At 39.4% G+C, this 25,395-nt stretch carries 30 protein-coding genes; 25 read left to right on the top strand and 5 right to left on the bottom strand.

The annotated features are described in order from the left end of the window. Positions 1 to 1,173 precede the first annotated feature (1,173 nt). Positions 1,174 to 1,743, bottom strand: coding sequence for a hypothetical protein (locus tag ACFIKU_RS01035; protein ID WP_375656427.1), 570 nt, complete (start codon positions 1,741 to 1,743; stop codon positions 1,174 to 1,176). Positions 1,744 to 3,663: 1,920 nt separating this feature from the next. Here ACFIKU_RS01035 and ACFIKU_RS01030 point away from each other — a divergent pair. The 10 genes from ACFIKU_RS01030 to ACFIKU_RS00985 all read left to right on the top strand — a co-directional run bounded on the left by ACFIKU_RS01030 (position 3,664) and on the right by ACFIKU_RS00985 (position 9,217). After that, entirely contained in the window at positions 3,664 to 4,185 is a 522-nt protein-coding gene (locus ACFIKU_RS01030) for a hypothetical protein (RefSeq protein WP_375656426.1), read from the top strand. A 23-nt stretch (positions 4,186 to 4,208) separates the two neighbouring features. After that, complete coding sequence (locus ACFIKU_RS01025) at positions 4,209 to 4,742, top strand: hypothetical protein (protein WP_375656425.1); 534 nt, start codon at positions 4,209 to 4,211, stop codon at positions 4,740 to 4,742. A gap of 54 nt (positions 4,743 to 4,796) precedes the next feature. Beyond that, positions 4,797 to 5,357 (top strand): hypothetical protein, encoded by a 561-nt coding sequence (locus tag ACFIKU_RS01020; protein WP_375656424.1) that lies wholly within the window; start codon positions 4,797 to 4,799, stop codon positions 5,355 to 5,357. Then, positions 5,354 to 5,551, top strand: coding sequence for a hypothetical protein (locus tag ACFIKU_RS01015; RefSeq protein WP_375641712.1), 198 nt, complete (start codon positions 5,354 to 5,356; stop codon positions 5,549 to 5,551). Before ACFIKU_RS01020 ends, ACFIKU_RS01015 begins: the two co-directional genes overlap by 4 nt. 11 nt (positions 5,552 to 5,562) lie before the next feature. Further along, positions 5,563 to 5,895, top strand: coding sequence for a hypothetical protein (locus ACFIKU_RS01010; protein ID WP_375656423.1), 333 nt, complete (start codon positions 5,563 to 5,565; stop codon positions 5,893 to 5,895). 1,087 nt (positions 5,896 to 6,982) lie between these two features. Then, entirely contained in the window at positions 6,983 to 7,486 is a 504-nt protein-coding gene (locus ACFIKU_RS01005) for a hypothetical protein (protein WP_375641714.1), read from the top strand. 209 nt (positions 7,487 to 7,695) lie between these two features. Beyond that, positions 7,696 to 8,052 (top strand): hypothetical protein, encoded by a 357-nt coding sequence (locus ACFIKU_RS01000; protein ID WP_375641715.1) that lies wholly within the window; start codon positions 7,696 to 7,698, stop codon positions 8,050 to 8,052. Positions 8,053 to 8,098: 46 nt separating this feature from the next. Then, positions 8,099 to 8,686 carry a hypothetical protein gene (locus ACFIKU_RS00995; protein WP_375641716.1) on the top strand — a complete coding sequence of 196 codons (588 nt, stop codon included), beginning with the start codon at positions 8,099 to 8,101 and terminating at the stop codon, positions 8,684 to 8,686. Continuing rightward, a complete protein-coding gene (locus ACFIKU_RS00990) occupies positions 8,676 to 8,873 on the top strand; it encodes a hypothetical protein (protein ID WP_375641717.1) in 198 nt (65 codons plus the stop codon). The genes ACFIKU_RS00995 and ACFIKU_RS00990 overlap by 11 nt, the downstream gene beginning before the upstream one ends. 11 nt (positions 8,874 to 8,884) lie before the next feature. Further along, positions 8,885 to 9,217, top strand: a complete 333-nt coding sequence (locus ACFIKU_RS00985; RefSeq protein ID WP_375656422.1) for a hypothetical protein — start codon at positions 8,885 to 8,887, stop codon at positions 9,215 to 9,217. A 1,310-nt stretch (positions 9,218 to 10,527) separates the two neighbouring features. On the opposite strand, the gene ACFIKU_RS00980 is transcribed toward ACFIKU_RS00985, so the two are convergent. Further along, positions 10,528 to 10,776 (bottom strand): hypothetical protein, encoded by a 249-nt coding sequence (locus tag ACFIKU_RS00980; protein WP_375656421.1) that lies wholly within the window; start codon positions 10,774 to 10,776, stop codon positions 10,528 to 10,530. A 159-nt stretch (positions 10,777 to 10,935) separates the two neighbouring features. On the opposite strand from ACFIKU_RS00980, the gene ACFIKU_RS00975 reads away from it, so the two are divergent. The 7 genes from ACFIKU_RS00975 (at position 10,936) to ACFIKU_RS00945 (ending at position 15,066) form a co-directional block, all read left to right on the top strand. After that, a complete protein-coding gene (locus ACFIKU_RS00975; RefSeq protein WP_375656420.1) occupies positions 10,936 to 11,070 on the top strand; it encodes a hypothetical protein in 135 nt (44 codons plus the stop codon). 2 nt (positions 11,071 to 11,072) lie between these two features. Next, positions 11,073 to 11,429: a hypothetical protein gene (locus ACFIKU_RS00970; protein WP_375656419.1), complete on the top strand. Its 357-nt coding sequence runs from the start codon at positions 11,073 to 11,075 to the stop codon at positions 11,427 to 11,429. A 227-nt stretch (positions 11,430 to 11,656) separates the two neighbouring features. Then, a complete protein-coding gene (locus ACFIKU_RS00965) occupies positions 11,657 to 12,022 on the top strand; it encodes a hypothetical protein (protein WP_375656418.1) in 366 nt (121 codons plus the stop codon). Positions 12,023 to 12,036: 14 nt separating this feature from the next. After that, complete coding sequence (locus tag ACFIKU_RS00960; protein WP_375641723.1) at positions 12,037 to 13,185, top strand: DUF6990 domain-containing protein; 1,149 nt, start codon at positions 12,037 to 12,039, stop codon at positions 13,183 to 13,185. A gap of 89 nt (positions 13,186 to 13,274) precedes the next feature. Further along, positions 13,275 to 13,637, top strand: a complete 363-nt coding sequence (locus ACFIKU_RS00955) for a hypothetical protein (RefSeq protein WP_375641724.1) — start codon at positions 13,275 to 13,277, stop codon at positions 13,635 to 13,637. A 421-nt stretch (positions 13,638 to 14,058) separates the two neighbouring features. Then, positions 14,059 to 14,211, top strand: coding sequence for a hypothetical protein (locus ACFIKU_RS00950; protein ID WP_375641725.1), 153 nt, complete (start codon positions 14,059 to 14,061; stop codon positions 14,209 to 14,211). Between the two features lie 720 nt (positions 14,212 to 14,931). Then, positions 14,932 to 15,066 (top strand): hypothetical protein, encoded by a 135-nt coding sequence (locus ACFIKU_RS00945; protein ID WP_375656417.1) that lies wholly within the window; start codon positions 14,932 to 14,934, stop codon positions 15,064 to 15,066. A 1,132-nt stretch (positions 15,067 to 16,198) separates the two neighbouring features. Here ACFIKU_RS00945 and ACFIKU_RS00940 read toward each other — a convergent pair. Beyond that, positions 16,199 to 16,714 carry a short-chain dehydrogenase gene (locus ACFIKU_RS00940; RefSeq protein WP_375641728.1) on the bottom strand — a complete coding sequence of 172 codons (516 nt, stop codon included), beginning with the start codon at positions 16,712 to 16,714 and terminating at the stop codon, positions 16,199 to 16,201. Positions 16,715 to 16,732: 18 nt separating this feature from the next. Further along, on the bottom strand, positions 16,733 to 17,296 hold the full coding sequence (locus tag ACFIKU_RS00935; protein WP_375641729.1) for an NADPH-dependent FMN reductase: 564 nt from the start codon (positions 17,294 to 17,296) through the stop codon (positions 16,733 to 16,735). 655 nt (positions 17,297 to 17,951) lie between these two features. On the opposite strand from ACFIKU_RS00935, the gene ACFIKU_RS00930 reads away from it, so the two are divergent. From ACFIKU_RS00930 to ACFIKU_RS00900, 7 genes are all read left to right on the top strand, one after another. Further along, on the top strand, positions 17,952 to 18,155 hold the full coding sequence (locus ACFIKU_RS00930) for a hypothetical protein (RefSeq protein ID WP_375656416.1): 204 nt from the start codon (positions 17,952 to 17,954) through the stop codon (positions 18,153 to 18,155). A gap of 80 nt (positions 18,156 to 18,235) precedes the next feature. Beyond that, entirely contained in the window at positions 18,236 to 18,394 is a 159-nt protein-coding gene (locus tag ACFIKU_RS00925; protein WP_375656415.1) for a hypothetical protein, read from the top strand. Positions 18,395 to 18,717: 323 nt separating this feature from the next. After that, positions 18,718 to 19,251: a hypothetical protein gene (locus ACFIKU_RS00920; protein WP_375656414.1), complete on the top strand. Its 534-nt coding sequence runs from the start codon at positions 18,718 to 18,720 to the stop codon at positions 19,249 to 19,251. Between the two features lie 295 nt (positions 19,252 to 19,546). Continuing rightward, positions 19,547 to 20,206, top strand: a complete 660-nt coding sequence (locus tag ACFIKU_RS00915) for a hypothetical protein (RefSeq protein WP_375656413.1) — start codon at positions 19,547 to 19,549, stop codon at positions 20,204 to 20,206. Between the two features lie 1,073 nt (positions 20,207 to 21,279). Beyond that, positions 21,280 to 21,651 (top strand): hypothetical protein, encoded by a 372-nt coding sequence (locus ACFIKU_RS00910; protein ID WP_375641735.1) that lies wholly within the window; start codon positions 21,280 to 21,282, stop codon positions 21,649 to 21,651. A 16-nt stretch (positions 21,652 to 21,667) separates the two neighbouring features. Beyond that, entirely contained in the window at positions 21,668 to 22,840 is a 1,173-nt protein-coding gene (locus tag ACFIKU_RS00905) for a DUF6990 domain-containing protein (protein WP_375656412.1), read from the top strand. 916 nt (positions 22,841 to 23,756) lie between these two features. Next, positions 23,757 to 23,933, top strand: coding sequence for a hypothetical protein (locus tag ACFIKU_RS00900; RefSeq protein ID WP_375656411.1), 177 nt, complete (start codon positions 23,757 to 23,759; stop codon positions 23,931 to 23,933). Positions 23,934 to 24,366: 433 nt separating this feature from the next. Here the strand turns inward: ACFIKU_RS00900 and ACFIKU_RS00895 are convergent, their stop codons facing one another. Next, the gene (locus ACFIKU_RS00895) at positions 24,367 to 24,690 is read right to left on the bottom strand and encodes a hypothetical protein (protein ID WP_375641738.1); all 324 of its coding nucleotides are present in this window, start codon (positions 24,688 to 24,690) and stop codon (positions 24,367 to 24,369) included. Positions 24,691 to 25,177: 487 nt separating this feature from the next. Between ACFIKU_RS00895 and ACFIKU_RS00890 the strand changes: the two genes are divergently transcribed. Next, the coding region (locus ACFIKU_RS00890) for a hypothetical protein (RefSeq protein WP_375656410.1) at positions 25,178 to 25,395 on the top strand (218 nt) is incomplete at its 3' end.

The raw sequence follows: 25,395 nt of genomic DNA, 5'->3' as shown, positions 1-25,395 counted from the left end.
AGGGAGAGGGGAGAATTGTGGTTTTGAACTCCGTGGTATTTTATTGATGAAATGAGGAAGGCGTTGGTTGGAAGATGTTGCGGGGGTAAAGCTTAGGTGTTGCGCAAGGGGCCCCGTGGGGGATGACTGATAGGGGCTCGTGGGTGGTTAGAGGCGTGATGGCTCTTTGAGTGGCTGTTTGGGTCTCTAAAAGTTTCTGTATAAAGATTTATAGAGTAAACGCTTTTTCTCCTTTGAATAAGGTGGGGGGAAATAAGGTGGGGGGCAAGGTGAAGGGAGAGGGGAGAATTGTGGTTTTGAACTCCGTGGTATTTTATTGATGAAATGAGGAAGGCGTTGGTTGGAAGATGCTGCTGGGGTAAAGCTTAGGTGTTGGCAATTGTGGGGGCGATAGGAGCTTGTTGCTGGCTGCCGTATTAATGGTGGCGTGATGGGTGGATTGTTACCGGTGCCATGTTGTTGATGAGGAAAGAGATTGTTGGTGGGGGCTTTTTCTTTCGTTTAAGGGATGATGCTTTTAATTTTGTAAAAAATAAACGGGTTCATTTAATTATAAATTGTTGATTTATAATGATATTTTAGCCGTTTGTTTGTCTTGAATGAGAAACTCAGATTATGCTGCAATCAAAGCCATGTCGTTTGTTTGTCATAAGATCAGAAGAGCTGTATAGGATTGTACAAGAGAAGGCGCAAAATGACGATAATGAATTGTCTGAAGAGCTAAGGATGTTGCGATATCGGGGGAAAGTGTATGAAAAGTGTATGATGAGGGTGGTTTGTTACAATGGGAGGTGATGGGGAGGGTAATGGAAGAATGTTGCTATTTGAAGAGGGGGCAATATTTATCTTGCCCATGCTGTGAAATATTTTCCTTTGAGGCATGGGTAGATATATAGTTGAGGCATGAGTAGGTATAAGGTAAGTTGCTTTGATAGATTGAAGTGTTTTTTTAAGGGTGTGGTGGATATTTTAAAGCTTGTTTGTTGTGTGCAGCCTGTCAATCCCATGAAATTCTATGAAAGCCAAGTCTAGTGGATCTTAAGTGTCACTTGCCAAGAAGGATTATCTCTTTACAAAGGAGCTGGTTACCAAGAGGCATGTTACCAAGAGTTTTTTACAAAGGAGGGTTTTAGAATCTTTATCCTGTGAGGGATAAGGAAACGATGGGTGTTTTTAGCCAATGCTCTTTTTGCTAGAATAGTCAAAATGTTTATAAAGGGCATCAAGAATAATGCGCAACGAACCAACAAGAGTAGGTATTGGTTGATCTTCTATAACTAGATATTGTAATGCCGCATGAAAGTTGTGTTGACGATGCAGATATTGCGCTTTTTTAATCGCTTCTTGCATATCTTCATAGCAATTCGTTGCTCTTTGAACCCATTGCTTTTTTGCTTTCTCATCTGATGTGCTGTGCGTGAAACCGTCATAATAGCCGTTTGGTAAGCCTTTTGCACATAAATAGTCGTTTCTGATTTGCAAGTATTGTTGTGCTGTGTCGTATTGTTCTTTACTGATGCCTGATGAATCCTCTTTATAGCCAAGCAAACAAAGACGCCCAATATAGGTTCCGACAAGCGGATTTTTCGCTTCTTCGAGGCTTAAACCAAAGTGTTTTGCACGCATTTCAATCGCAGATTGAAGCGCAGATTCACTGGGGCTTTGGGCGCGTGAAATACGGCCATTGGGCTTTCTGAGTTTGCCTTTTTTTCTCAGTCTATCGCGTTTTTTACGTATTTTCATGAACTTAACCATTTAAATGAAAAATAAACTGTCTGTTGATGGGGGACAGTGATGTAAAAAGCACTTTAAGCAAATACTGGGGGGGAGCAAATACTGAGGGGAGCAAATACTGGCGGAATATGAGCCGTTGCAGATCAGAGGAGCAACGGATGCTAAAGGCGTCTTTAAGCACAAAGAGCAGCAATGGTGTGGGGCGAAAAAATCATCTTTAAGGTGTTTCTGACCATTTTTATTTTATCCCTATCAGTCTTATTTCTCGCCCCTATCATGCTTATTTTTTCATGGATAGCGGCTTATTTGCTTTCTAAAGATTTCTCAACTTCTCTGGAACAGTTGGAAAGAAACTTTTGTCACATGTGAATGAAAAAACAAGAATGATGTTTTATGGGTATGTCGTCGTCTTTCTAATAGGAAGCCTTGTCTAATAGGATTATTTGCCTTTTTTCTCATGAGCACTTTACGGAAACTTTTCAGTTGTACCATTGAAAAGTCATTGTTTTTAGTGGTTTTTTATCATTCGTGGGGCTTCGTTATTGGGAGGCATATTGGAGTTTTCTTATTGGGCACTCTCCAAAGATGTCTGATGTAGATCAGACTGCTAAACATAGCTTTATCCTTTATAGAGGATTTTTTCTTCTTTTTAAGCGGCACAGAGCTTAAAAAACAAACTTTTCAATGCGCTTATCATAGCATAAGATCCTTATCTTTTCAAATAAAATATCGTTTATCAGTTCAAAATAATAAAATAAACTGTGAAGGGGCAAGCGATTTATAATAATCTTTTATAGAGGATATTTTGCTGTTTTAGTGGATCTCATCATAAGACGAGGGTATGTCGTTTACATGGTTAAATGACGGGTAAATGGTTAAATGACGGGATGCAATATTCAAAGAAGTTTTACAAACAGTAGGGAGTTTGATTAAGAGATGTTTATAAGAGATGCCTTTATAAATGTGGGGGCTATGAGGTGTGAGACATTTCTTTTTTTAATTTTAAAATAGGGCCTTTTTTAATCAAGAAATTCTAAAATAAGTATTGAAAAATTTCAAAGCGACTGTGGGCGCATTTTAGATAATTGGTTGTTTGATTTGGTCTGTGGGGTGTGCTTATCGCTTCACGCTTTTGTTTATCGTGTTTTTATTTATCACATTCTGGGGGCACATCTCTCATGTCATATACAGTGCTTCAAACGGAATATACTTATTGTTACATATTCACGCGCTTGTTTTCAAGAGATATCTCTCACATGTGCTTGAGCCCATTTCACGACGGTGGCTCAAGAAGGGTATCGTGGTAAAGCTTTCATGATACTATAAAATTCCATGATAATATAAGTCTATTGAGTATCATCATTTTTAGACTTCATAAAAGCGTAAGCTGGTATCATCGCACACTTTGCTAATCCCCAATATGTATGGCAACTCTTGGCACTTGAGACGTTTTATAAGAGGCATTTTTATTGTACAGTTCCATTCCGCATGGCTTCCACACTTTTTACGTACAAGCAAATAAATTTGATTGATACAACAGGGGATAGGTTTGGAATAAAACAATCCTACGGTATTTAGGGTTCTTATTCAATATACAAAACAATATACAAAACAATAAATTGTTATAAATCAGTGTGTTATTTGTAAAACTTTACATATAAGATATTTTTTAGATTGAATATTTTTGCTTGTTGAGTTTTGTGAAACATTGTCTTTTGAGGTGTGAGTAATAAATAAGGGGATACAATGGTGTTTGTGTTTATAAGCCTGAGAGATTGTATGTTGTCACGTATGAGGAATTTTAAAAATAGACTTAAAGGGTTTTATAGCGCGGGTTTCATGGTGAAAAGAGTGCTCGATAAATCGGTTTTTCTGGTTGTATGTACATCAAATGATGAGGGGGCATTTTAGACGTGAGAAAATATCAGTATGATCGAAGATAAATCACAACAGCAATCTGCCCATGAGGGAAATACGGCTTTTGCACCGCAGCCAGTGTTAGATCAGTCGGCGGTTTTCAAAAAATTGACGGCTCTCTCAAGAAAAGATTACGTCATCATTTTGTGTTTGGCTATCCTCTTGTTGGTGCTTTTTGCTGCGACTGTCTATATGAGCCCTTTGGAATTTTTTCACATTGTATCCAAGGAACAGTTTCAAGCACTGGAGGAAATGAAACCAGGAGAACTTCGAAACATGATGAAGGAGATCTTGAAACAGCCGTTTGAAAATAATCCTGCAGTCTTGTTTTTGCGTGATGCGGGATGGAATAGTGTTTGGGCTTTTTTATGCTTTTTGCCGCAAATGATTTTTTGTTGTCTTGTAGTGTGCTTTCCACTCTTTTTTATCTTGAACGCCATCTCTAAACGGGATGTGAAGGAAATGATGAAATTGTGGGATACATTGCCAGAGCAGCAACAGCTAAACAACCAAACTCTCAATAGAACACAATAGGGAGACAAGAGGCTGCTTCTTTTATGAGTACTTTTGTAATTTTGACCACAGTATGGTGGAGTGCTGTCATCTTTTTGGGGGAGATCATGATACTGTTTTCTACCTTCATGACAATCTTAGCACTTTATTATTCTTTGATAAAACGGACAATATTGTTATTGGCGACGCAGTGGAAATTAAAAAAGGGTGCATCGCAAAACTTGAGACATAATCAGACAGAGGGTAGGAGGCAGAATACAGTTCTTGCAACACAGTTCAGCCCTCTTTCTTTTAAAGAATCTTTGGAACTTTCAAGAAAAGATTATTTTATCATCTTTTCTATAGCCTTCATTGTGATTGTGCTTTTCGCAGTTTTGATCGCTTTTTTTTCTCATTTTCCAAAATCTGCAATTTTTTTATACAATTATACGCCTCTATTGTTGAAGGTTGGCGGTTTTGGCATACATCTGCTGTTTTGGTTCTGTGCGTGTATTATTGTCGCTTTACCTATCATTTTAATCTTCCATAGTATTCTTTATTATGGCGTGAAAAAAACAATGAAGAGATTAGAAACATGAGCTTGAGAAGAGAATGAAAATGATGATTTCACATCAATGTGATAGGGGAAAAAAGTGACTATTGTTATACAATTTTTGGTTTGGTCAGGGTTGATTATCATTGCCATTTTAATGTTTATGGTTATGATCAGGCTTCCTTACCTGGTGATCAAACATATGAAGCTGTCTTTTAAGCTCGCTCAAGACGTGAAAAAGAATGCGACACAACAAAAGCAAGCTATACAACCACTGCGTAATGATCTGGGAGAAATGAAAAGACACAATCTTGTGTGTGATACCCTTGATGCAAAAATGCGCTTTCTTAACTTCAAAGGATCTCTACCTCTTTATTCAAAAGAATATAAAATAATCTTTTTTATCTTTATTGTCTTTACTGTTTTGCAAATTGCTTGCTCTATCGCAAATTTTGTATGGTGGAAAAATGATATGGTTGGCTTTATTATGCAGCTGTTGAGTATTCTATGTTTTGGACTTCTTCTCTTTTTTCCAATCATTGGGATGATGTGCATAAAATTAACGAGAAAATTGAACAAAACACTTCAACAATTGGAAGAAGCGATACAACAACGCGATCAGGCAATGCGTATGCAGAATGTGGAAGGGGGGACAAAATGACGAGTAGTCTTATAACATTAATAGCCATTTCTTTTCTGTTTTTTACGCTCTTAAGTGTTTTAATATGGGTGCCAATCGTTGTCATTTATTATCTGTTTATCAAGCGTGCACGGCTTTATTGCCGCGTGAAAAAAGAACTGAAGTGCGTGTTGAATGAACGCGATATTGCCTTAAAACAGATCTCTCAAAAATAAAAAGCAGCAGAATGTTTGATACAAAACAGCTTTCTCTTGTTTGGCAAGACTATAAGAAAATATTCTATATTTCTACGGTTATAGCGACAGCTCCAATAGTTATAACGGCTGTCGTTCAAATATGGAGAGGAAGAGACTTTGTTTCTTTTGTCGTATTCGAGCCACTGACATGGATGCTTGCCTGTGCTTTTTTATTCTTACCAATAGTTTTTATTATGCGTTTTATCGTGACTTGTCAGTTGAAGAAAATGATAGGGCAATTGGAAGAAGAGGTTGAGCAGAAAGGAGCTCCAGTCATATTATACGATGTGAATGAGGGAAAAGTGAGCGAGGGGGAAGAGTGAAGAGAGGCTTTTATTGCTATGAGCCTTGCCTTTGACATGTTCATTAAGGAGTATGGGGTGCATTTCACGTTTTATGCTTTTTTTATATTTGTGTCGTGTTTTGAAAAGCATTGAGGCTTTTGCTTGAATGGGGCTCTTGCTTGAATGGGGCTTTTGCTTGAGTGGGGCTTTTGCTTGAGTGGGTGTGGGGGAAGAGTGAGGAGGGGCTGTTCTTAGGCTTTACTTGCTGGTGGTGCTCTCTTAAAGAGAGAAAATCTTGTAACTTATTTTCTTTTATCAAGCATAAAAATGTGTCTTACCAAGCGATATTGAGAGCGAAAAATTATAGTTAAAGTAAAAGATGCGGCGGTGGTGTTTGGGGCAGAACAATCCATTTTCTGAGAAAATGGAGAGGTAAGGCGCATAAAGAAGGCGTGCCAAAAGCCCAAGTTTTTACTCAAGACATTTTGCCTCATGGAAAGTGCAATAGTGCTTTTAAAGAGCTTGGGGTGGAGGGGAACAATTGAAAGCAAAGGGGGCATCTATTTATTTACGAGACCGCGAAGGGCAGTTTCTTAATCTCTGGATGAAAAAGGTTTTGTGCAATATGATTCTGGAATTGTGGGAGGCGCTGGTATACATGCTGCGGCTTGCTAAATATATCCTTATCATTTTGGGGCTTTGCCAGATTGACAACTAGGCTTTGAAGCAAAGGGGTGCATTTTCAGGCAAATGGATTGAAAATTTTTGAGGGAAAGATGAGCGTTTATGCCATGTGCTTGAGGACGCTTTAGATAAGGGCGATGAATGAGGTTGATCTGGGAACGAGGTTGATCTTGGCAGCGTGCTTGGGCCTTTCAATATGGGGCACTACCTTGGAAAAAGGAAATTGTAGCCCCCTTCAGTTGATTTCTTATTTGCTGCGCACCCTTGGGGCTTGTGTATTGAGAGCTGATGTTAACACTTGATAGCTTTTGAATAAAATATTTAGAAGGGAGATTATATAGTGCTTGCTTTACTCTGAGAAGAGTGCTAAGCGAATTCACCGCGCTGGTGGCGTGCTATCAAATTTGAAGAGTGGGAATTTTAAAAGTGGGGGAGTATCCATATGATCGAAGATAAATCACAACAGCAATCTGCCCATGAGGGAGATAAGGCTTTTGTATCACAGCCAGCGTTGGATCAATCGGCAACTTTCAAAAAATTGACGGCTCTCTCAACAAGCGATTATATCATCATTTGTTGTTTGGCTATCCTCTTGTTGGTGCTTTTTGTCGCGACTGTCTATATGAATCCTCTGGATTTTTTTCACATTATGTCCAAAGAACAGTTCAAAGCACTGGGACAAATGAAACAAGAAGATTTTCAAGAAATGAGTCAGAGTTTTATACGGGTTCCTGCGATCGAATTTCTTCGTAACTTCGGGTGGAATGGTGTTTGGGCTTTTTTATGTCTCTTACCTCAAATAATTTTTGGTTTTCTTTTCGTGTTGTTTCCGCTCTTTTCTATTTTTAACGCCATTTCTAAACGGGATGCGAAGGAAATGATGAAGCTGCGGGAAACATTGCCAGAGCAGCAACAGCTAGACAACCAATCTCTCAATAAAATATGATAGGGGGGAAAGTGACCACTTCTATAATGCCTCTTTTAATAACTTCATTATTGATCTCCTTAGGGATAGTTATCGTTATTTACTCTGCGTGGAGCATGATACTCTTTTCTACCGTGAAGATCATCTTGGCCATTTATTATTCTTTGATAAAACGGACAGTATTGTTATGTAAGATGCGAAGAAAATTAAAAAAGGGTGCAGCACAGAATTTGAGGCATAATCAGGCAGAGGGCAGAGGACAGAATACAGTTCTTGTAACACAGTTTAGTGTTTTTTCTTTTCAAGAATCTTTGCTTCTCTCAAAAAAAGATTATAAAATAATCTCTTGGATAGCCTTCATTGCAGTTGCGCTTTTTATATGTGCTACGCTTTTTTCGTCTCTTATTATACGATATGCAACTGTTTCACACAATGATCCGTTGTTTTCTTTGTTATTTATTGTTGCGTTGCCGTTTTTGTTTATTTTGGTCTGTAGTGCTATCACTTTGCCTGTTATTTTAATTCTCCATAGTTTCCTTCATTATGGCGTGAAAAAAACAGCAAAGAGATTAGAAACATTTGTTTGAAGAGAATAAAAATGATAATTTCACATCAATGCGATAGGGGAAAAAAGTGGGCAGCATCATAGAATATTGGGTTTTTTTAGGGTTCATCATTATTGCCATTTTAATGGTTATGGTTATGGTCAGGATTCCTTATCTGTTGATCAAACATATGAAGTTGTCTTTTAAATTCGCTCAAGACGTGAAAAAGAGTACGACGCAACAAAAGCAAGCCATACAACAATTGCGCAACGATCTGGGAGAAATGAAAAGACGCAATCTTGTGTGTGATACCCTTGATGCGAAAATACGCTTTCTTAACTTTAAAGAATCTCTGCCTCTTTATTCAAAAGAATGTAAAATAATTCTTTTTATTTGTATCCTCTTTACTATTTTGCAATTTGCTTTCTTTATCGTACATTTGGTATGGTGGAAGAGTGATATGGCCAGCTTTATGATACCGCGGTTTTCAATAGGTCGCATTATTTATGGTCTTTTATGTTTTGGACTTCTTCTCTTTTCTCCGATCATTGGGATGATGTGCATAAAATTAACGAGAAAATTGAACAAAACACTTCAACAATTGGAAGAAGCAATAGAACAACGCGATCAGGCAATGCGTATGCAGAATGTGGAAGGGGGACAAAATGACGAGTAGTCTTATAACATTAATAGCCTATTATTCCCTGTTTTTTACGCTTTTAAATATTTTAATATGGGTGCCAATCGTTGTCATTTATTATCTGTTTATCAAGCGTGCACGGCTTTATTGTCGCGTGAAAAAAGAACTGAAATGCGTGTTGAATGAACGCGATATTGCCTTAAAACAGATCTCTCAAAAATAAAAAGTAGCAGAATGTTTGATAAAAAACAGCTTTCTCTTGTTTGGCAAGACTATAAGAAAATATTCTATATTTCTACGGTTATGGCGACAGCTCCAATAGTTATAACGGCTGTCGTTCAAATATGGAGAGGAAGAGACTTTGTTTCTTTTGTCGTATTCGAGCCACTGACATGGATGCTTGCCTGTGCTTTTTTATTCTTACCAATAGTTTTTATTATGCGTTTTATCGTGACTTGTCAGTTGAAGAAAATGATAGGGCAATTGGAAGAAGAGGTTGAGCAGAAAGGAGCTCCAGTCATATTATACGATGTGAATGAGGGGAAAGTGAGCGAGGGGGAAGAGTGAAGAGAGGCTTTTATTGCTATGAGCCTTGCCTTTGACATGTTCATTAAGGAACGCGTGGTGCATTTCACGTTTTATGCTTCTTTTATATTTGTGCTGTGTTTTTGAAAAGCATTGAGGTTCTTGTTTGAACGGGATTTTTGCTTGAGCAGGGTTTTTGCTTGAGTGGGGGCGGGGGAAAAGTGAAAGGATGCCATGAGCCTTGCCTTTGATGTGTTCATTAAGGAGCGCGGGGTGCATTTCACGTTTTATACTTTTTTATATTTGTGCTGTGTTTTTGAAAAGCATTGAGGATCTTGCTTGAATGGGGCTTTTGCTTGAGTGGGTGTGGGGAAGAGTGAAAGGATGCCATGAGCTTTGCCTTTGATGTGTTCATTAAGGAGCGCGGGGTGTACTTCACGTTTTATGCTTTTTTATATTTGTGTCGTGTTTTTGAAAAGCATTGAGGTTCTTGTTTGAGCGGGGCTTTTGCTTGAGCATGTGTGGGGGAAGAGTGAAAGGATGCCATGAGCTTTGCTTTTGACATGTTTATTAAGGAGTATGGGGTGCATTTCACGTTTTATGCTTTTTTATATTTGTGCTATGTTTTTGAAAAGCATTGAGGTTCTTGTTTGAACGGGATTTTTGCTTGAGCGAGTGCGGGGGAAAAGCGAAGAGAGGCTTTTATTGCCATGAGCTTTGCTTTTGACATGTTCATTAAGGAGTATGGGGTGCACTTCACGTTTTATGCTTTTTTATATTTGTGTCGTGTTTTGAAAAGCATTGAGGCTTTTGCTTGAGTAGGGTTCTTGTTTGAGTGGGGGCGGGGGAAGAGTGAAGAGAGGCTTTTATTGCCATGAGCTTTGCCTTTGATATGTTCATTAAGAAGCATGGGGTGCATTTCACGTTTTATGCTTTTTTATATTTGTGCTGTGTTTTTGAAAAGCATTGAGGCTTTTGCTTGAGTAGGGTTCTTGTTTGAGTAGGGCTCTTGCTTGAATGGGATTTTTGCTTGAGCGGGTGCGGGGGAAGAGTGAGGAAGGGCAGTTTCTTAATCTCTGGATAAAAAGGTTTTGTGCAATATGATTCTGGCATTGTGGGAGGTGCTGGTATACATGCTGCGGCTTGCTAAATAATAATCCTTATCATTTTAGGGCTTTGTTAGATTGACAACTGGGCTTTGAAGCAAAGGGGTGCATTTTCAGGCAAATGGATTGAAAATTTTTGAGGGAAAGATGAGCGTTTATGCCATGTGCTTGAGGACGCTTTAGATAAGGGCGATGAATGAGGTTGATCTGGGAACGAGGTTGATCTTGGCAGCGTGCTTGGGCCTTTCAATATGGGGCACTACCTTGGAAAAAGGAAATTGTAGCCCCCTTCAGTTGATTTCTTATTTGCTGCGCACCCTTGGGGCTTGTGTATTGAGAGCTGATGTTAACACTTGATAGCTTTCTCACAAAAGCTTTATGGAAGGGAAGAGGCTGGGCTTTGAAAAAAATATCAAAAAAATCTATTGGGGCCGGCTTTGCTGATGGTTCAAGTGGTGGTAGCGAAAAAGCAACTTCGTTACGATTTTCTTGCACCAGTTGGCTTCTTCTTTGGAAAGAAGCTTATCTCCTAAAAATAAAAAAGCACTTAGAATTTTAGAGCCTCAGACCCAAATTTGTGCAATAGAAGAAGATATTCTTATGAAAGTTTAATCGACGAGAAAAGAGAAGCCTTAAGACAACAGAGGATACACTGTGCGTGATAAAAACATGATGTTTGAAGGTAATGGAAAAAAATGTAGCCTTGATATTGATGAACCCTCATTCATTGTGAGGACGAAAGCTTCGGTTCATGACAATGGCTTAAGAGTTGAAACAAATGAGGGATAAAAATGAGGGGCAATGGAAAAAATGTATCATTGGATGAGGAACCACGGTCGTTTTCGCTTGAAGAAGCGTTTCTGACACGCAAAAATTATAAAGTCATCTTTTGCATTGCTTTCATTATTAGCGCTTTTAAAGTGGCACTCTTTATATTTTTTGAGTGGGATTTGACAGAGTGGTGGAATTATATCCTGTTCATTTTAACATTAATATTGGGTTTTATATCAACGCTTCTTTTTTTGCTCATCCCTGTTGTCTTTGTGGTTCGTATCATCTTTACGCGTTTGTTGGAAAAAAAGATCGATAAGTTGGATCAAGAAATCTGGCAGTGGAGCAAAACCGCTTCTCAACAAAACAGCGCGTGAAGGGAGGGTAGAAAATGAATACGGGTCTTTATATATTTTTATGCGTTGTAGGAGACCTTCTATTCGTGCGATGTTTGAAGGTAATGGAAAAAATGTAGCTTTGATATTGTCTTTATAAAAAATGAGGGATACAAACGCTTGATCTTGATGAACCCTCATTCATTGTGAGGACGAAAGCTTCGGTTCATGACAATGGTTTAAAAATTGAAACAAATGAGGGATAAAAAATGAGGGGCAATGGAAAAAATGTACCATTGGATGAAGAACCACGGTCGTTTTCGCTTGAAGAAGCGTTTTTGACAAGCAAAAATTATAAAGTCATCTTTTGCATTGCTTTCATTGTGGCAGCTTTAAGAACGGCTCTTCTCTTCTTACTCATGTGGCTTGAGTGGAAGTTGGCGGGGTGGGAAGGGGATGTCGTGGCAGCTCTCTTGTTAATCATGGAGCTTATATCAACGCTTCTTTTTGTGCTCATTCCTGTTGCCTTTGGGGTCCGTATCATCTTTACGCGTTTGTTGGAAAAAAAGATCGATAAGTTGGATCAAGAAATCTGGAAGCGAAGAAAAACCGCTTCTCAACAAAACAGCGCGTGAAGGGAGGGCAGAAAATGATAGATATTAAAATGATGGATATTATTGTTGTATTCTCATGGGGTGTGGGCTTGACGCTTTTCACGCTGCTTTCTGCTGTGGTCACGATGTTCATTTGGGCATTGTATTATTCTACTTTCAAGCGGGTGAGACTGTATTGCCAAGTGTCAAAAGAATTAAACCGCGTGCTTGAACAATCTGTTTCTTTTGAGCAGCTTGGGGAAATGCCGATGATTAAGCCGTTATCTGATGAAAAAGCTTTTTCTCTTTCTGATGAGGAAATCTTAACGATGGAAAGTGCAACGGTGCTGTTAAAAAGTTTGGGGTGGAAGGTGGAAATTGAAGGAAAAGGGGATCATTTGGCCACCTATTATTTACCAGATCGCGAAGTGCAGTTTCTTTATAATGCTGAGAAGGGGTATCCGCGATTTGATTGTGCAATTGCGGTGGTTTCTGGTATCCATGCGGCGGTTTGCCAAACGATAGACCCTTATAATTCTGGAGGCTTGATTGCTCTCGAATTGAGTTTTAATGTGAAGGGGTTGGAAATTTTTGAAGAAAAGGTAAGTGCCCGACGTTTACGCCGTGCACTCGAGAAAGCTTTAGAAAAGGCAATGACAGAGGTTGATCTTGGCAATATGCTTCGCTCTCAATATAGAATCCTGCCTTGGGAAAACAAAGTTGTGGCCCCTCAGTTGGCTTCTTATTCGCTGCGCTATCTTGCAGCTCTGGCATTGTTGGGTGATGTTGAAACCTTAAACGCTTATCACAAAAGCTTTATGGAAGGTGAGAGACTTGGCTTTGAGACAAGCATCGAAGAGGAGCATCTGGAACGCGCGATGATAATCGCTCAAGCGGTAGAAAAAACAAAGCAACCCAGTTATGATTTGCTTCAACAGGCGGCAAAGGATTTTTCCATGGAGGTGGAAAGTTATGAATATTTTAGAGCTAAAGATCCCAATTTGTGCAATAGAAGAAGACATTCTTACGAAAATTTGATCGAGGAAAAAAGACAAGAATTAAGGCAACAGGGATATTTCGTTTACGAAAAGGACGCGATTTGTAAGGTTGATGGAAAAAATTATCGTCCTCATATTCTTTACATAAAGGATGGGGAGTTAGAATATATGGATGTAGAAATTAGGGTTGAGGAAAAAAATTATTGAGAAAAAATAAAGCGTTTAGATACATTAAAAAGAGCTTAAACCTAAAAATAGAGCGTAAAAAGCGCGAAGTGTAAAAACAGAGGGGATCAATGCAGGAGAAAAATGCGACATTTGGAGAGTCTTTCTTTTCATTCAAAAAATTGACGGTGCCTTCAGTGGAAAGTCGTAAAGGGGTGGAAAGTTGTAAAATAATAGGGCGTTCCTTTTTCATCATGTTTTGCACATGCCTTATCATGATGGCTTTAGAAGTTCCTGCAGGTGCAAAATCTCTGGTACAGCCGTTGCAATGGATAAAATGGGAAGGGATTGGTTCTCTTATTTTTCTCTTACCAGTGTTGATTTGGTTTTGTCTTCTCACTCCTCTTCCGATCCTTTGGGGGCTTTATCATTTTAAAGAGCGCAAATTGGAAAAAATAAAAGAAGAAACAAAGCAGCAAGAGATTAATCAATGAGACTATAGCTATGAGGGATGAGTTCGCGGTTTTTATGTTGTTTCTGCTGGTTGGATGTTTTCTTCTAAATGCAGTTACAGTTTTTGCCATTTTTGTGAATATGATTATTGTGGCGCCTTATTATTCTTTAATCAAGCGTTTGAGGCTCTATTACAGAGTGAAGAAACAAAGACGTTTGATGAAAGAACAGCCGCAGCATTTTTGTTTCTTTGAAAAAAGCGGAAAAGAGAAAGAGAGAGTGCCGAAAAACTTAGTACTGAACACAAAAATAAGTTCCCATTCGTTAAAAAAATGGCTCGCTTTTTCACGCAAAGATTATATTATCCACGCATGCCTCTCTTTCATCATTATGTTTTTCAAAGCTTATGTCTATGTGATTTGCTCTAAAGGGATAGCTGCTGAGATAGATGAGGAGAGATTTATGTATATTATCACTCTCTTGTTTCTCTGGTTTTTTTTATCGGTATTTATTTTTGCAACGATTCCTATTGTTGTGATCCTTCGTGAAATTTTAACCTCTCGGTTGAAAAAGAAAATTCAGCAATTGGAAGAAGTGACTGAAGCAACCCAATAAATCAATTTATACTAAACAAATCAATTTATAAAGAGAAGGGGATAAAATGCATTACGAAATGGCGGCAGCTTACACGGTGATTTTGATCATTCTGCTGGGGGGTGTTTTTGATTTGTTCTTAACAATACCCATTGTGGCACTGTATATTTCTTTTATCAAACGTTTGATATCGTATTACAAGGTTACGAAACAATTAAATGCAGCGCTGAAAAAGCGTGTGTAGCCTTCATGTCATAGGGAGAGGTATGAGTTTTAGATCATGCCATTGCTTCACAGCTTGGGATGAAGGCATAGATTGTTTTTCTCATTTTACGCTGCTCTCTGTTTGAAAAGAGCTGGTGGCAAGTAATAGGTTTCAATGGGGCTGTTTATTGGACGTTTGCTGATTTTCTGTGAATTTGCAAAATCGTAAAAACGTGGAACTGTAATTGCTGGGATTTGTGGTTGGTGAAGAGCCGTGAGGGTTTTGAGGTGCTTGGGGTAAAGAGGGTGCCAATGGAGGGGCTGGATTGTAAAATGCGTCAAAATTGGAATGGGGGAATGGAGGGTGTTGGGTGAAAAGGGCTGATGCTCATTAATAGGCAAGTAATAGGCTGGTGATAGGTCAGTGATAGATTTGTGATAGATTTCAATGGGGCGGTTTATCGGAAGTTTGCTTGTTTTCTGTGAATTTGCAAAATCGTAAAAACGTGGAACTGTAATTGCTGGGATTTGTGGTTGGTGAAGAGCCGTGAGGGTTTTGAGGTGCTTGGGGTAAAGAGGGCGCCAATGGAGGGGCTGGATTGTGAAATGCGCTGGAATAGGGGGCGTTTGGGTGAAAAGGGAAGTGTGTGTGGAATGGCGTTGAAAAGATAAGGAAAATAAAGCGCAGTGTGGTGCTCATGTCATGGGGGAGGTGTGAGTTTTAGATCATGCCATTGCTTCACAGCTTGGGAGAAGGGCATAGATTATTTTTCTCATTTTACGCTGCTCTCTGTTTGAAAAGAGCTGATGACAATTAATAGGTTTCAATGGGGCTGTTTATTGGACGTTTGCTGATTTTCTGTGAATTTGCAAAATCGTAAAAACGTGGAACTGTAATTGCTGGGATTTGTGGTTGGTGAAGAGCCGTGAGGGTTTTGAGGTGCTTGGGGTAAAGAGGGTGCCAATGGAGGGGCTGGATTGTAAAATGCGTCAAAATTGGAATGGGGGAATGGAGGGTGTTGGGTGAAAAGGGCTGATGCTCATTAATAGGCAAGTAATAGGCTGGTGATAGGTCAGTGATAGATTTGTGATAGATTTCAATGGGGCGGTTTATCGGAAGTTTGCTTGTTTTCTGTGAATTTGCAAAATCGTAAAAACGTGGAACTGTAATTGCTGGGATTTGTGGTTGGTGAAGAGCCGTGAGGGTTTTGGGCGCGGTTGGGGTAAAGGGGGGCGAAGTATGTTGAAGTGTTTTTTTAAGGAGGACGTTGAAATTTCTTTAAAAAAAGCTTGTCTGGTATAAGTATTAAGGGAAGACTATGGGCGGGAAGTCAACTCAAACCCGCTAAAATTTGGACTGTTGAAAGAGAAGATTTTCGTGGGAATCTTACGTTTTGTAGAAACCATTGTTCCGTAGAAACTGTCGTTCTTTGAGGTGTGGGGAGAAAGGTCAGTTTTAAAATAGACAAAAATTCTAAACACAATTTGCTGTTTTAAGTTTTATGCCATAACGCTCCATAAGATAACGCCCCATAAGATTATGCTTTATAAGTTGCGTGAGAGGGGGGGATAAGACATGTGAAGATCATAAACTGTGAGAGGGGGATAAGTCCGTGTGAGAAGGGTTAGAAATCGTTTGGTTCTGGAGCTGTTGATATAGGCATGCTGTTTAGAGGTGTAAGGGAGGGGGATTGTTTGTTCTCAAAGCCTATGATTTTAGAGAGTATGGGCTATTCAAGAGGGTGTTTCGAGTATGGGTAGAGATTGGAGGGGGCACGGCTTCTTGGCAAAGCCTAGGTATTGATCATAAGTTTTGTTTATTCATATGGTTTTTTATGGCATCTAGGACTTGTTGGCTTATCTCTTGGTGGGTTAGCCATCGTGAACCTTTTGGCGTTGTTTTTTGTCCTAATTGAATGGGGATAAAATCAACCTTGTTTTTGCGTGCGCAATCGATAATCATTTGATCATGCGTGTTGGAACCAAAAATATGAAGAATACATGGTGGTTTAGGCAAAAGAGCCAATCGTTCAATTAATGCGCAAGAAAATGCATGGGCGGGTGAATGAATCCATAATATGCAATATTTTAGATCATGCCATTGCTTCACAGCTTCTAAAAATTGTGCCTTTGATGCTGCACAATCATAATCCAATGGCATGCACATATGCTGTTTTTGCAATGCCTCAAGCTGGACTTTATGGGAAAGAAAGCGTGCAGCAATAATCACTTCTCGCGGCTCTAATGATTGACACAAAGGGGAAAGCATCCCTGTCCCCCCTACCACTAAATAACGATAGTGCGCATTCTTTTTTTTCATGCTCCCTCCCTTGTTGCTTTAAATCACACCGCGTTGCTTTAAAAATGTGTACATTTCATCAGCAAGCCTTTCACAACGTGTTTGTATCTCTTCACTTATAACTTTCCAAGTACGACCTTCATCATCGGAGGAAAAATCTTCAGTGGAAGAGGCGATTTGACATTGGAGTGCATAACCATAAAGCGTGCGCACCACCGGCAATAAATGCTCACACGGTTGTGCACATTTTTTGGCAGTACTCCCATGAGAGATAAGCCCAACTGGTTTATTTAAAAAGGCATTATAGCTCAAATTATCAAGAGCATTTTTTAAAACACCCGAATAAGACCCTTGATAAACGGGGCTTGCTAGAATAACGCCATCAGCCGCTGCAATGGTTTTTACAAACTGGCGAACCGCAGCACTTGGATTAGCCTCTACCTGCTGATGATAATCTGGATCTGTCATCGGTAAGGGCTGTTCACGCAAATCAACCCAATGAAGTGATGCACCCCGCTTCATGAGGCAATCTGCTAAATAACTGGCTAAAGTTCGTGTTAATGAAGGTTGACGCACAGACCCCAAAATAATTGCTATATTCAACAGGATTCTCCTTTTTCACGATAAGTCTTATGCAAGGCTTATAAAGAATTGTAAGTAAAATGACGCATACCATTATGCTGTCCATAAAGAGCAGTTGTGATGATACCGCATGGTCATAGAATCAAGTCATGCTAACAAGATTGTTGACAAAACAACACCTCAAAACCACATCTCAAACTTGCAAGCGAATGTCAGTGCTTTCATTAATATTAAAACGCGTGATCTTTAAAATAGTGGCTGTCTCGCTGTGTTAGAAGCGCTTTTATGAGTATATTCTAAGCGATTGGCTTGCAAGATCCCCAATGAAAAATGGAAGATATCGTCATATTTTGATTTATATATTTTGAATGATTATTGATCCTTTTTAATTGGAATAAGAGAGTTGTAAGATTTTCTCATTTCAAATGCTCTTATTGCGCGATCATTTGCACATCAATGGAAGTGACTTTTTTTATGTCTAAAGTGGGGGGGCGGAAAACAAGGGGGCGGAAAAAAATTGAGAAAAGAATAAAAATGTTTCTATCTTTTCAAGGGATAAGGGCTATCGTAGAAGCTAGGTATGGCTGTTGTAAGGGGGCAAGTGGGTAAGGTTGTTGTAGGGGAGTGGTATGGTGGTTGTAAGGGGGTAGCGGTAAGGTTGTTGTAGGGCGCGGGTATGGTGGTTGTAAGGGGTAGCGGTAAGGTTGTTGTAGGGCGCAGCGGTATGGCTGTTGTAGGGCGCAGCGGTAAGGTTGTTGTAGGGCGCGGGTATGGTGGTTGTAAGGGGAGCGGTAAGGTTGTTGTAGGGCGCGCGGGTATGGCTGTTTGTAGGGCGTGCGGGTATGGTGGTTGTAAGGGGGTAGCGGTAAGGTTGTTGTAGGGCGCGGGTATGGTGGTTGTAAGGGGGTAGCGGTAAGGTTGTTGTAGGGCGCAGCGGTATGGCTGTTGTAGGGCGCGGGTATGGTGGTTGTAAGGGGGGTAGCGGTATGGCTGTTTGTAGGGCGCGCGGGTATGGCTGTTTGTAGGGCGTGCGGGTATGGTGGTTGTAAGGGCGCGGGGTATGGCTGTTGTAAGGGCGCGCGGTATGGTTGTTGTAGGGGTAGTGGGCGGCGCATGTGAATGGTGCTGGGTTATACTTTTTATTGAAACAATGGTGGTGATAGAGTTTATAGTAAGGGGGATATATTCATGGGGGCGCTATTGTTATCCCCTTCATGGGTGTTGTTCATGAAATGGGGTGGAGGCGCGTTGGTTTAGAAGTGTTGAGAGGTGTTTCTTTAAAACAAGCACGTGAATTGGCAAAAGTATTGGCAATATAAATATACAATACGAGTGTTCTCTTCGGTATTCTGTCTGACGATAATGGACGGAATTTTACTTGAGAGATTGTTTGTGTCCTTATAAAAGCCAAGGACAAACAGTTGTATAAAAGGGAAGAGCAAATGAAGGGGGAAAATTCCACATTTTATAACAAACGGTGCTCTGTTGTTTTTGGAAAATCATTTCGTTCTTATAAAGATCATATTATTATTTTTCTTATTTCTATCCTTATTGGGATAGGTCATAAAGCTCTTTTGATCCCCTTAGAATCCAAGTGGTCGTTGAGTGTATCGCAGGATAGCACTCTTTTAGCGCTCTTTGTGCTGCGTGAAGTCATCATGGTGTGTGTTGTTGCCTTGATGCCTGTTTTATTGGTGCTTTATCTCATCTTAACGTATTTGTTGAAAAAAAAGATTCAGCAGTTAAAAGAGGCTATCCAGCAACGGGGTCACACAACCGATCAACAAAATAATCCGTCAAAAAAGGATAGAGAAAAAATAAGCCGTTTTTTTATCGTATACTTTTGGTTGATATTTCTGCTAGAGGTCTTTTTTCCTGCGGGTGTTGTCATGCTCATTTTAGAATTTTACTATTTTGTTTTCAAGCAGGTGAGAACGTATCGTAAAGTGAGACGGGCATTAAAACGCGTAAGATAAAGAGAGTGACAAGGCGCTTTTGTAGCTATCGTGAGGGGGAAGAGGCAATGTTTGGAAGCTCGTGACATAGAGAAGAGGGGCTGAATGGTTGGAAAATCATCAGGCAAAGAGGAGAGCTTATTTTCGTTTGTAATGAGGAGGCTGCTCTTCATCATTTGGAAGAGCAGCCGCGCTTTTAGAAAGTTTGGGTTTTTGTTGAAAATAAGGCAAGCGCCATACATCGCACTTTTAGTGGTTCTTAAAAGGGCGGGCATGAGATAAAAAAATGCATTTTCATAAAAAAAAAGGAAGAGCAATGAAGGGGAAAAATTCAGCATTTTATAATGAACTACGCCATTTTTTCGAAAAAAGTGTTTTTTCTATGCGAGAGCGTGTTGTCATTTGTTTTCTCTCACTCATTATTGAGCTATGGAACAGGATTTTCTTTCTTGAGCTGTGGAACAGGATTCTCTCTCTCTCATCCTTGGATAGCAAAGAGTACAACATTTTCTCTCTTGAGCTGTGGAACAAGATTTTCTTTCTCCTATCCTTGGGTAGCAATGGAGAACGGACAGGGTGGTGGGATACACCTCTTTTTCTCTCTTTGTATGCGTTTTGGAAAGTTATTATAGTGTGTGTTTTGGTCTTGTTCCCAGTTATATTGATACTCGGCATCATATTGTGGTTTTTGTTGGTAAAAAATATTCGGAAATTGAAAGGAATAAACCAGCAACGCGGTAAAATAACCGATCAAAAGGATCGGTATAAAGAAAGTGTGAACTGGAAAATGGACGATATTCTTGTCATGATATTTGTTATCGTGCTTACGCTCGTAACGCTGTGGGTTGCTTGTATTCCCATGATGTTTTTGGAACTTTATTATGGTGTCTTTAAGCAGGTGAGAACGTATCGCTGTTTAAGAAAAGAACTTAAAAACGTCTTGCAAGAACAGGATACAGCGTTTGAGAAGTCATGAGAGGGAAAAATAATGAAGAAATTATGAGAAATTCAACATTTATAGGGATTGCTCTCTATACCATTTTGCCTCTGATATTTTTTGGTGCTCTTTCATGGGTTATCCGTAAATATTGCTCTAAGGAGCCGTGTTGAGGATGACATTGAGTGGAAGAAAAGCCGATTATGGACCATTATTGATTAAAGGGAATAAGAGCCCGTGGGATTTAGAGCCTAGAGTGAGCGCTTGGGACTTACTTCATTGTTTGAAATGTGAGGAAGGGAACGGCTTTGGGAGTAGGTGGTCGCGGTATATGGGTTGTTTCGTATTTTTAGGTGCTTTGTTCATTCAAGCTTTGAAATGAATTCTATTGAAGTGGGGCTGCAGGGTGATTTTCTTGAAAATAGAGGAATTTTTTGGAAGAACAAAAGGACTGTGGAGTCTCATTGACTAAAGCACTTATGGGGAAGATCCGTCGACTAAAGCACTATGGGGAGGAGCTTAAGGAGAATGCCTTTGGGGTGAGCTTAAGAGGAGAGCCTTTGTCATTTGAGATGTGAGGAAGGGTAAAAATGTCATTTTTGGCAGTGTTAAGCTCTTTTACCTTTGAGATGTTTTTTTGTCTTTTTAAGCAGTCTTTGCCAATTAAGCAGCACTTGCTAAGCCTCAACAGCGTTTTAGTATGGTGATATTGATACAAAAATTTATGGTATTTTGTGTTTTTCAAGTCTGCTTCATGGATATTTGGAAGTAAATCCGATGACGTAGGGGCTGCAGGGTCATTTTCTTAAAAATAGGAGAATTTTCTTGCAGAAAAAGCTGAATTGTGACTATTTGGTGCGGTTTGAAAATCTTCACTGTTTGAGGTGTGAGGAAGGTAAGAGGGTAGCACAATACCACGAATATTATTATTTTTATTATGACGCAAACCATAATGGTCTGTGTACTTTTCTTGGTTCCGGTGATATTTCGGTTTCGCATCATCATAATGCGTAAATTGGAAAAAAATCCAGAAACGAGAAGAGGCAATCTCTGTGTGAGAGCAAACAAGATCTCTATTGCACGGGCTTTTTCAACGAGTGAGAGGGGAATACATGAAGAAGCAAAATTGGACATCAGAGCAAGAAGCGCATAAAGGAGCGCATTCTTTTTCGCTTCAGCAAGCGTTGCTTTCAGCAAAGGATTATAAAATTATCTTTGCTATTGCTGTTGTCATTATCATGTGGAGAATGGTTCTAGAAATACCAGGTGTATTAAATTGGCAGCTGACAGGATGGCAATATGTTGTGCATGCCGTTCTCTTTAAAACGACTCTCGTCATAACGGTCTGTGCCATTATTTTTATTCCCGTTATGTTACGGCTTCGCACCAAAGTGACGTGTGAGTTGCGAAAAAATATTCAGAAACTAGAAGAAGCAATCTCTGTACGAGAGCATATAAGCTCTCTGTCGCACGGGCTTTTTTAAAGACTGAGAGGGAAAAATGAACAGTGGTCCTATAGCAGTACTTCTATTAGATCCTGAGTTCTGGGTATTTATTGCTATTTTCATGATCATTATCATGCTTATTTTGGCTCTTTATATCTCTGTCTTTAAACGGATGAAAATGAATTTCCAAGTGAAAAGAGAGCTGGAAAGAGTGCTTAAAGAAAATGATCTTGCAACGCAGCAGTTTTGGAAAGATGAAGCCGTGGTGCAGGAGAGGCGTTTGCAACTAAAGGAAAAAGAGTTCTCTGTTGATTATGATGATGATGAAATTCTCACGATAGAAAGTGCAACAGGGCTTTTAAAAAGCTTGGGATGGTCGGTGGAAATCGAGGGCAAAGGAGATTATTTGGCAACCTTCTTTTTACCAGATCGCGAAGTGCAGTTTCTCTATAACGAGAAACCAGTGGAAGAATTTTCGCCTTTTGATCGCGGACTTTTAATTATGAGCGGTATTTTTGCTGCGGCTTGTCAGACGATTAATCCTCATAATTCTGGGGTTTTGCCAACGGTATTTATGAATTTTGTATCCAATGGATTGGAAATTTTTGAAGAAAAAGTGAGTGCCAAGCGTTTAAAGAAAGCACTCAATAAAACTTTAAAATGGACAATGGAAGATGATTCTTTGCATGAAATGTTTCGCTCTCAATATAGTCTTCCCCCTTGGGAAAAAGACTCTTTATCTTGGACATCGGATGATGACGTAGAGGACGTGGAGTTTGCACCTTATGCTTTGCTGCATCTTGCTGCTCTTGCCTTGCTGGGCGATGTTGAGACTTTAGCTTCTTATGATGAAAGTTTTACGGCAGGGGACCAGCTTGGCTTTGATGAAACCATTGAAAAAGTTCATTTGGAACGCGCGATAGAGATCGCTCAAGAAGTGAAAGGGGCAGGAAATTTCAGTTACGATCTGCTGGAACGGGTTGCTGAGAAGTGGTCTATAGCCATAGACTATCAGCTTTTCAGAGTGAGATCTCCTAATACGTGTAATCAAAAACGAGATTTTCATAAAAAAATAGTCGAGGAGAAAAAACAAGAATTAAGGGAACAAGGATATATTGTGAGTGATGAACCGCTCGTCGCGCTTGAAGCAGAGGGGGTAAAACATGCTCCTGATATTACTTATATCAAAGATGGTAAAATCGCATTTATGGATATAAAAATTGATTAGTTTACTCTCCTGTTGAAGCCCCCCTTATTTGAAAGATGTGAAAGCACTATGATTGAGGTGCTTTCACATCTTTCACACCAGAGCAAAATAAAGTGCTCGAAAAATCAAGAATAATAGCCAAGATTTAAAAAAATAGATTGAAAAGGGCTTGATCTTCAAAAATAGGATTCTGGCCAATGTCCTGTGACTTTGGTGAAACCAGCCTCGAAGAAGCAGGAAATCAACAGTATATTTAATCAGAAATGATCATATTTACATCAGTTTGATAGAACGAAGAAAAATCGACTATAAATACTGCTATCTTTTTAAAGACGGTTCCTTTTTTGTTAGAAAATATTCATGAATTATCGCTTATTCAAGGGCCTTATTTAAGCGCTATGATGGAAGTCCGTCGACTAAAGCACTATGGGGAAGACCATTGACTAAAGCACTATGGGGGAGCTTAAAAGGAGAGCCCTCATTCTTTGAGGTGTGAGGAAGGGTAACAGTGTCATTTTTGAATAGTGTTAAGCTCTTTTGCTTTTGAGGTGTTTTGGTGCTCTTTCATGGGGTGTCCGTAAATATTGCTCTAAGGAGCAGTGTTGAAGATGGCATTGAGTGGAAGAAAAGCCGATTATAAATACTGCTATCTTTTTAAAGACGATTCCTTTTTTTGTTAGAAAATACTCACGAATTATCGCTTATTCAAGGGTCTTATTTAAGCGCTATGATGGAAGTCCGTCGACTAAAGCACTATGGGGAAGACCATTGACTAAAGCACTATGGGGGAGCTTAAAAGGAGAGCCCTCATTCTTTGAGGTGTGAGGAAGGGTAACAGTGTCATTTTTGAATAGTGTTAAGCTCTTTTGCTTTTGAGGTGTTTTGGTGCTTTTTCATGAGGTGTCCGTAAATATTGCTCTAAATGGTGGTGTTGAGGATGGCTTTGAGGGGAAGAAAAGCCGATTATGGACCATTGTTGATTAAAGGGAATGAGAGCCCATGGGATTTAGAGCCTAGAGTGAGCGCTTGTGATTTACTTCATTGTTTGAAATGTGAGGAAGGAACGGCTTTGGGAGTAGGTGGTCGCGGTATATGGGTTGTTTCGTATTTTTAGGTGCTTTGTTCATTCAAGCTTTGAAATGAATTCTATTGAAGTGGGGCTGCAGGGTGATTTTCTTGAAAATAGAGGAATTTTTTGGAAGAACAAAAGGACTGTGGAGTCTCATTGACTAAAGCACTTATGGGGAAGATCCGTCGACTAAAGCACTATGGGGAGGAGCTTAAGGAGAATGCCTTTGGGGTGAGCTTAAGAGGAGAGCCTTTGTCATTTGAGATGTGAGGAAGGGTAAAAATGTCATTTTGAAGGCGGTAGTATTTAGCCAATAAAAATAAAAACACAATAAAAATTAAATTAAAACACTGGAAAAATTAAATTAAAACATCGGAACAGTTAAACTAAAAAGGCCCCATTTAAAAAGGGCCTTTTTATTTAAATTTTACAATATACACAAAATGTATATAACCTTATTTTAAGAACTTTTTGTATCTTATACTCTAGTGGAAACAAGTTGTATAAAATATATAATAATGGATCCTAAAAAACCAGCTATTGCATTCAATAAACTTTTTCCTTTCTCGTATATATCGTTTATTGATGCTTGTTCTGAGGCGCTTCTATTACTGACTTTCAGTATATTCAATGTATCCGATGTGTCCCTTACTTGTTTAACAAACTGTAAATTTGTTTTCTCAATAGTATAAGGTGCAACAATAGGAGAGGGTTCTTTATTGACTATACGATCAGATTTTTGAATCGCGAGAGCTAAACCACTTGTAATCGCCCCCGCTATGAAAAAATATCTGATATTCATAGTTTTTTCTCCTATATTTATTTCGATAAATAAATATCAATACGTATCATATATAAATTCGATTTAAATAACTATAGTAAAAATACAACAATCACAAAAAAGAATAAAGTTTGTCTATATTTTGACAAAATTTACCCTTAATTGCCTTAATGAATTCTTTCAGATTCGATTTTATGAAGGCGTAAAAAAGGTTGAAAGCTCTGTAGTCAAGTGGAATCCCATAAGATGGGTGATACAATAGTTGCTAGCAAACTTCTCTTTTGTGCTTTTGACCAAGGATTCATAAAAATGAGGGTTCATAAAAATGAGATGCGATGAAAGTTGATTAAAACCCGAGAGGGGAAGGGTGCACTCTATTTGAGGGCTTTGAGTGCATCCTCTACAGTTTGGATACTGCCTTTGAGGGTTTGGCAGTATCCGTTTGAGGGGAAGGGTGCACTCTTTTGAGGGCTTTGAGTGCATCCTCTACAGTTTGGATACTTGCCTTATGAGGGTTGGGCAGTATCCGTTTGAGGGGAAGGGTGCACTCTATTTGAAGGCGGAGTGCATCCTCTACAGTTTGGATACTTGCCTTATGAGGGTTGGGCAGTATCCGTTTGAGGGGAAGGGTGCACTCTTTTTGAGGGCTGGAGTGCATCCTCTACAGTTTGGATACTTGCCTCAAGAGGGTTTGGCAGTATCCGTTGAGGGGAAGGGTGCACTCTA

Source organism: Bartonella sp. CM120XJJH, from assembly GCF_042194715.1.
In the GTDB taxonomy this organism is placed as follows: Bacteria; Pseudomonadota; Alphaproteobacteria; order Rhizobiales; family Rhizobiaceae; genus Bartonella.
Note: the sequence above shows the minus strand (reverse complement) of the source record. Positions and strands in the feature narration are given on the sequence as shown.